This window comes from Erythrobacter sp., assembly GCF_038133525.1.
Taxonomy (GTDB): domain Bacteria; phylum Pseudomonadota; class Alphaproteobacteria; order Sphingomonadales; family Sphingomonadaceae; genus Qipengyuania.
Genome location: NZ_JAYPTL010000041.1, coordinates 1 through 7,495, shown reverse-complemented (window position 1 = coordinate 7,495; position 7,495 = coordinate 1). Strand labels below are relative to the sequence as shown.

Here is a 7,495-nt window from a genome sequence, read left to right as displayed (position 1 = left end):
CCACGTCATTGCCAAGCGGCTTCCCCAGGCGCGCCAGTGCTCACGGAGATTAGGGGAGCACGTCATGAGGCCCCGCTATTCGTTCGCCGCAGCCCGGCGGGCGTCGGCCGCCCCGCTTTACGCCGCCGATGAGGTTCCGATCGTCCTGCCTGGTGCGCCGGGCGAAGCGCCCAAGGTGATCGACGCCAAGCAGGCGATCGCGCTTGCCAATACCAGCTATTCGCCAGGCGACGTGGCCTTCATGCAGGGCATGATCGTCCACCACCAGCAGGCGGTCGACATGGCTCGGCTGGTCAAGGCGCGGACCAATAACGAGGCGATCCTCAAGACGGCCGATCGGATCGAGGCGAGCCAGCAGGATGAAATGAAGTTCATGCGCGGCTGGCTGGATGATCGCGGCCAGGAAGTTTCCATGCAGGGGATGGGGCATGCCCACCACACCATGCAGGGCATGGCCAGCCAGGCGCAGATGAAGGAACTTGAGGCGTCCAGTGGCACTGCCTTCGACCGCCTGTTCCTCGAACTGATGGTCGCCCACCACAAGGGCGCGGTGACCATGGTCGACGACCTGCACAATCTGCGCGGCACGGCATACGACCCGGTGATGTTCGAATTCACCAATGATGTGGTGACCGATCAGAAGGCCGAGATCGACCGGATGAACGGCGTGCTCACCGGCCTTTCGACCGATCCGCGCGCGACGTTGAGGCCCGGCTTCCGCGACGCAGGCGAGGCGATCCTCAACCTTCGCCTGGTCACTGCCATGCCCAAGCCGGACGGCTTCTTCGACCCGGCCAATCCGGCGCAGCTGCAGCCGCGGATCGAGAAGAAGCCCAAGGAAGGCGAGGCGGCAACCCCCGCGAAGGAAGGTGAGGAAGACAAGCCCAAGTTCGGCGAGCGCGGGTCGCTGCTCGACTTCGCCTTTACCGACATGGCCTTCTCGGGCGACATGCTGGTCGCGGGCAGCTATCATGGCTTCAACGCCTATCGCCTGGGCGACGACGGCATCCCGCAACTGGTCAGCTCGACCGTCTGCCCCGGCGGGCAGGGCGACGTCTCGATCGCCGGCAATATCCTCGTCATGAGCGTGCAGGACAGCCGCGCACGGGTCGATTGCGGGCTCGGCGGGGTCGAGGATCGGGTGAGCCCCGAACGCTTCCGTGGCATCCGCATCTTCGACATTTCCGACATTACCCGCCCGCGCCAGGTCGGGCAGGTGCAGACCTGCCGCGGCAGCCACACGCACTCGATCGTCAGCGCCGATGACACGCGGCTGATCGTCTATAATTCGGGCACCAGCTATGTGCGCGACGCGGACGAGCTGGAGGGCTGCTACGAACTGGGTGGTGACAACACCGCGCTGTTCAGCATCGACGTGATCGAGATCCCGCTGGCCGAACCTTCGCAGGCGCGCATCGTCGACCGGCCCCGCGTCTTCGCCAAGGATGGCGAGATCGCCGGCCTGTGGCGCGGTGGCGATCACGGCGACGGAACGCAGGACACCTTCCGTACCGACATGTGCCATGACATCACCGTCTTCCCGGCCAAGAACCTCGCTGCGGGGGCCTGTTCGGGCAATGGCATCATCCTCGACATCAAGGACCCGCTGAAGCCCACGCGGATCGACGACGTGACCGACAAGGGCTTTGCCTATTGGCATTCGGCGACCTTCAACAATGACGGGACCAAGGTCCTGTTCACCGACGAATGGGGCGGGGGCGGGCGGCCGCGCTGCCAGGCTGGCGATCCCAAGAACTGGGGTGCCGACGCCTTCTACGGCATCGAGAACGGCAAGCTGGTTTATCGCGGGACCTACAAGCTGCCCGCGCCGCAGACCGACAAGGAGAACTGCGTCGCGCACAATGGTTCGATCATTCCGGTCCCGGGACGCGATATCTTCGTCCAGGCCTGGTACCAGGGCGGTATCTCGGTGATCGACTTCACCGACCCGGCGAACATCCACGAGATCGCCTATTTCGACCGTGGACCGATCGACAAGGACCAGATGATCACCGGTGGTTACTGGTCGGCCTATTGGTACCGCGGGCGCATCTATGCGACCGAGATCAGCCGCGGGCTCGACGTTTTCGCGCTCAAGCCGAGCGCCTTCCTGACCAAGGAAGAGATCGCCGCCGCTGAAGGCGCGATCTATGCGGGCGACCTGTTCAACCCGCAGACGCAGACGCAGGTCACCTGGCCGACAGAACTGGTCGCGGCTGCGGAGGCGAGCCGCAAAGGCGGCTGACAGGCCCCGCAAGACGAAGGCGAAGGCGACAAAGGCGACTCGGTGTCGCCTTCGCTTCAGGGGCTATATGATCCTGTAAAACAAGGCGAAATTTCGCACGAACCCCCTGAAGGCGACACTCGGGCCGGTTCTGCAATAAAAACCGGCGGGTCCGGCTGGCTGGTCCGGAATGCGGGTCATTCGCCCTCGCCATAGCCTTCGGCTAAGGTCTCGTTCCGGGCTTGATTTTCATCCAGCTCGGGATCGCCCCAGGCAAAGTCGCGCTCGTCTTCTAGGTCGCACCATTCGGTCGGTCCGTGCGCGATCCGGTCCAGCAGGCGGGGCAGCCCGCGTTCGGAAAATTCGCGCTCGGGACCGCCAAGGTGGACGGTGGAGCGCTGCAGCGCGCCGCCCGCGAGCAGTGCCGTGGTCAGCCGTTCGTCGTAGCGGCGCGAGGTGCCGATCAGCTCGCCCTTCCAATAGTGCGGTACCTCGACGCCGTTGACCGCCCGCTCGATCGCCGCGTCGAGCAGCGTGTCGCGCGCATTGCGCAGCGCCAGCCGCCACGCCGCGCCGAAGGGCTGGTCGTCGAGCCGCGCGCGCAGCTTGTAGGCCGACTGCCGCCCCATCCCCACACTCCGCGCCGCCGCCGCGACATTCTGCGTGGTGGCGAGCATGCGCAGGAAATCGACCTGCTTGTCGACGGTCCAGCCATCGTAACGTTCCGCGCGGGAGGGGACAGAGGGGGTGAGGGCGATTGGTTCGCCGTGGGTCTTATCGTGTGCCATATAGGTTACTAGGCACGATCGTGGCGTGTAGGAAAGCGTTGCCTTGCGCCGCTCAGATGGACTGGAAACAGGATGTCAGCTCACGACCCGATTGCGGACGTCTAGTAGTTGACCTACTCATTGATGATGCCTCGTAAGCGAAAGAAACAGCGAGCGAGAACTTCGCGACATGAGGGAACGAGACCGTCGCTAGCTCGCCGGATCGCTCTGCCAGCGCTGGGCTGGGCCATTCTCGGTCTTGGAGCTGTAATAGCAACTCGCCCCAGTCGATTAGCACTGCTCTTTTCGGGAGAAGTGGAATGGTGGCGGCTGCTCTTGTTTTTCGCACTGGTGATTGCGCTTGGTGCGACAGTTGCAGCGTTCAATGATTGGCGAAGCAAGCGCAGAAGCTAGCGTCCGTTTTCCACCCAATTTCAGACAAAAAGGCCCGGCGGATCGCTCCGCCGGGCCTCTTTCTGTCCGGTAGGTCGGAAGGCTCTTAGAAACCCATGCCGCCCATGCCGCCCATGTCGGGCATTGCCGGGGCCGGCTTGTCTTCCGGCTTCTCGGTGATCGCGGCTTCGGTCGTGATCAGCAGACCGGCAACCGAGGCAGCGTCCTGCAGCGCGGTGCGGACGACCTTGGTCGGGTCGATCACGCCGGCAGCGACGAGGTTCTCGTAGGTGTCGGTAGCTGCGTTGAAGCCCAGCGTTTCGTCGTTGGCGTCCATCAGCTTGCCCGAGATGACCGCGCCGTCATGGCCGGCGTTCGAAGCAATCTGGCGGACCGGCGCGGTGATCGCGCGGCGGACGATGTCGATACCGCGGGTCTGGTCTTCGTTGGCACCGGTGAGGCCAGCGAGCGCCTTGGTGGCATAGAGCAGAGCGGTACCGCCGCCGGGGACGATGCCTTCCTCAACCGCGGCGCGGGTCGCGTGCAGCGCGTCGTCGACGCGGTCCTTGCGTTCCTTCACCTCGACTTCGGTGGCACCGCCAACCTTGATCACGGCCACACCGCCGGCGAGCTTGGCGAGACGCTCCTGGAGCTTCTCGCGGTCGTAGTCGCTCGAGGTATTGTCGATCTGGGTGCGGATTTCGCCGACGCGGGCCTTGATGTCGTCCGCGTCACCGGCACCGTCGACGATGGTGGTGTTGTCCTTGTCGATGGTGACCTTCTTGGCCTGGCCGAGCATGCCCAGCGTGACGTTCTCGAGCTTGATGCCGAGGTCTTCGCTGATCATTTCGCCCTTGGTCAGGATCGCGATGTCCTGCAGCATCGCCTTGCGGCGATCGCCGAAGCCCGGAGCCTTGACCGCTGCAACCTTGAGGCCGCCGCGCAGCTTGTTGACCACCAGCGTGGCCAGCGCTTCGCCTTCGATGTCTTCAGCGATGATCAGCAGCGGACGGCCCGATTGGACCGCGGCTTCGAGCACCGGCAGCATCGACTGCAGGTTCGACAGCTTCTTCTCGTGGATCAGGATGTACGGGTTCTCGAGTTCGACCGTCATCTTTTCCGGATTGGTGATGAAGTAGGGCGAGAGGTAGCCGCGGTCGAACTGCATGCCTTCGACGACATCGAGTTCGAATTCGAGGCCCTTGGCCTCTTCCACGGTGATCACGCCTTCCTTGCCGACCTTTTCCATCGCTTCGGCGATCTTCTCGCCAACTTCGGTGTCGCCATTGGCCGAGATGATGCCGACCTGGGCGATTTCCGACGAACCGGCCACGTCCTTCGAACGACCCTTGAGGTCTTCGACGACCTTGGCGACGGCGATGTCGATGCCACGCTTGAGGTCCATCGGGTTCATGCCGGCGGCAACCGACTTCATGCCCTCGTTGACGATCGCCTGGGCGAGCACGGTGGCGGTGGTGGTGCCGTCACCCGCAGTGTCGTTCGCCTTCGAGGCGACTTCCTTGATCATCTGCGCGCCCATGTTCTCGAACTTGTCCTTCAGTTCGATTTCCTTGGCGACGGTGACGCCGTCCTTGGTGATGCGGGGTGCGCCGAAGCTCTTGTCGATCACGACGTTGCGGCCCTTGGGGCCCAGCGTGACCTTGACGGCATTGGCGAGGGTGTCGACGCCGCGCAGAATGCCTTCGCGCGCGTCACGGCCGAACTTTACGTCCTTGGCAGCCATTGAAGTTTCTCCATTTTCGTCATCCCGGCGAAAGCCGGGATCGGGTTGTTCCTGGTCAGAAGCGACTGGCGCGTGCGGCCAGCGACCCCAGCTTTCGCTGGGGTGACGAGGTCATCAGCCGATGATCCCCATGATGTCGCTTTCCTTCATGATCAGCAGGTCTTCGCCGTCGATCTTGACTTCGGTGCCGGACCACTTGCCGAACAGAACGCGGTCGCCCGCCTTGACGTCCAGCGGGGTGACCTTGCCGTCTTCGGCCTTGGAACCCGAACCGACGGCGACGATTTCGCCTTCGCTCGGCTTTTCCTTGGCGCTGTCGGGAATGATGATCCCGCCGGCGGTCTTTTCTTCGGCTTCGATGCGACGGACCAGTACGCGGTCGTGCAGCGGACGAAATGCCATGGTGATGACCTCTCTTCTAAGAGTGTGAAACGAGCCTTGGCACTCCCCTCTCGAGAGTGCCAGCGGGGCGCATTTGGGGCGGCACCCGAGGCGAGTCAACGGGTGCGGACGAAATTTTTTGGCCTGTATGGTGCGGTGCCGAAGGGTCCAGGCGATCCGCCCTAGCGATGGGTGAGGCCAAGCCTTTCGCGCTGCGACCAGCGCCAGGCCAACAGGCCGGCGGCAAAGACCAGCCCGGTAGCCAGCCCGATCCACACGCCGGTCCCCTCGAGCGGGGTGCGGAAACCCAGCCACAGGGCGATGCCGATGCCCGGCACCCAATAGCTGAACACCGCGATCAGCATCGGCACACGCGTATCCTGCAAGCCGCGCAGCGCGCCGGCGGCGACCGCCTGGACGCCATCGAAGAGCTGGAACGCGGCAGCTACCTTCATATAGCGCACGGCAAAGCCCACCATCGCCGCATTCGCGGCCAGGGTCGGGTCGACATAGATGCGCAGGAGCAGCATCGGGGCGAGGATCATCAGAGTGGCAGTCGCCAGCATGAAGGCGCTGCCCATGGCAATCCCGACCCAGCCGGCGCGTCCCATCGCGGCGTGGTCTCCCGCGCCATAGTGATAGCCGACGCGGATCGTCGCGGCCTGCCCCAAGCCAAAGGGAATCTGGAACGCCAGCGCGGCGATCTGCAGCGCGATGGTGTGACCGGCGAGCTGCGCGGGGCCGATCCAGCCCATCAGCAAGGCCGCCCCGCTGAACAGGCCGGCCTCGGCGATGATGATAATCATCACCGGGCTGCCCAGCGCGACCAGTTCACGCAGCCGCGGCCATTCGGGGCGCCACCAATTGCCGAAGATGCGATAGCGACGCAGACGCCGGTCGGTGTAGATCGCCACCAGATAGCTGGCGAACTGGACGAGCGAGGTGACCACGCTGGCCAACGCCGAACCTTCGAGCCCCATCGCCGGCGCGCCGAAATGGCCGAAGACGAAGGCGTAGTTGGCGATGACGCTGACTATCAGTGCCACGCCGGTGATCGCAGTCGCGAAGACCGGTCGTCCCAGCGTGGACACGAAGTTGCGCAACACGCTCGAGCCGATCATCGGAACCATGGCGAACATGATAATCTGGAGGAAGGTACCCGCGCGCGCTGCCAGCGCCGGGTCCTGCCCGGCCAGCCGCAGCAGGTCTTCGCCCGACCAGCATATCGCCATGCCTACCAGGCCCGAGGCGACCGCCAGCCACAGCGCCATGCGAACCGAACGCCGTACCTCGCGGACCGAATGGCGGCGGCGGCCAAGCTCTTCCGCGATCAGCGCGGCCACCATGCCGACCAGCCCGGTAAAGGCCCACATGGTGAGGCCGAACAGCGCCACGCCCAGTGCGGAGGCGGCGAGCTCCTGTTCGCCCAGCCGCGCGACGAAGATTACGTCGACTGCGTGGACCAGCATCTGCAGCAGGTTGGCGAGCGCCAGCGGCCAGGCGAGACGGAAGGTCTCGCGCAGCTCGTCGCGCCAGCCATCGCTGCCGATCGGCAGGGGCTCAAGGGCATGCTCGTGCGCCATGCAGCCGGCCCGGATAGGCGCGCCGCCCTGCTACATCAAACGCAAGTCGTGGTTGCCAGTGCTTATGCCGGCAGGTGTGGCCTTGCGGCGACAAGGGCTTGGTCTGCCATCGGATCATCAACAACCTTGCGGCAAAGAAAAAAGCGTGATTACAGAGCGTTGTTGTCCAGTCCGCGTTTCTGCCCATCGACCGCAACGCGATTGACGGTGCTCGCACGCTGAAGCAGATAAAGGCAACCCAACGTTAACCGGGCCGGCGCTAAGATCGGCTAAAAGAACCTGAGGTCGCAATGATTCAATCCTTCCCGAGCGGGAAAGGCGCATTCGTTATGCAAGGAAGACTCGAAATGGAGGCGGAGGTGCAAAGCCAACGCGGCGAACCCCGTCGTCGGCTGTTCCTCAC

The 7,495-nt window shown here is 64.2% G+C and carries 5 protein-coding genes; 1 reads left to right on the top strand and 4 read right to left on the bottom strand.

Annotation, left to right across the window (positions count from 1 at the left end):
• Positions 1-64: 64 nt before the first annotated feature.
• Positions 65-2,245 (top strand): DUF305 domain-containing protein, encoded by a 2,181-nt coding sequence (locus tag AAFM29_RS11510; protein ID WP_341712942.1) that lies wholly within the window; start codon positions 65-67, stop codon positions 2,243-2,245.
• Between the two features lie 176 nt (positions 2,246-2,421).
• On the opposite strand, the gene AAFM29_RS11505 is transcribed toward AAFM29_RS11510, so the two are convergent.
• The 4 genes from AAFM29_RS11505 to AAFM29_RS11490 all read right to left on the bottom strand — a co-directional run bounded on the left by AAFM29_RS11505 (position 2,422) and on the right by AAFM29_RS11490 (position 7,092).
• Positions 2,422-3,012 (bottom strand): hypothetical protein, encoded by a 591-nt coding sequence (locus AAFM29_RS11505; RefSeq protein ID WP_341712941.1) that lies wholly within the window; start codon positions 3,010-3,012, stop codon positions 2,422-2,424.
• Positions 3,013-3,490: 478 nt separating this feature from the next.
• Positions 3,491-5,128: a chaperonin GroEL gene (gene groL / locus AAFM29_RS11500; RefSeq protein WP_341712940.1), complete on the bottom strand. Its 1,638-nt coding sequence runs from the start codon at positions 5,126-5,128 to the stop codon at positions 3,491-3,493.
• Positions 5,129-5,242: 114 nt separating this feature from the next.
• Entirely contained in the window at positions 5,243-5,530 is a 288-nt protein-coding gene (groES, locus tag AAFM29_RS11495; RefSeq protein ID WP_341712939.1) for a co-chaperone GroES, read from the bottom strand.
• Between the two features lie 161 nt (positions 5,531-5,691).
• Positions 5,692-7,092 (bottom strand): MATE family efflux transporter, encoded by a 1,401-nt coding sequence (locus AAFM29_RS11490; protein WP_341712938.1) that lies wholly within the window; start codon positions 7,090-7,092, stop codon positions 5,692-5,694.
• Between the last annotated feature and the right edge of the window lie 403 nt (positions 7,093-7,495).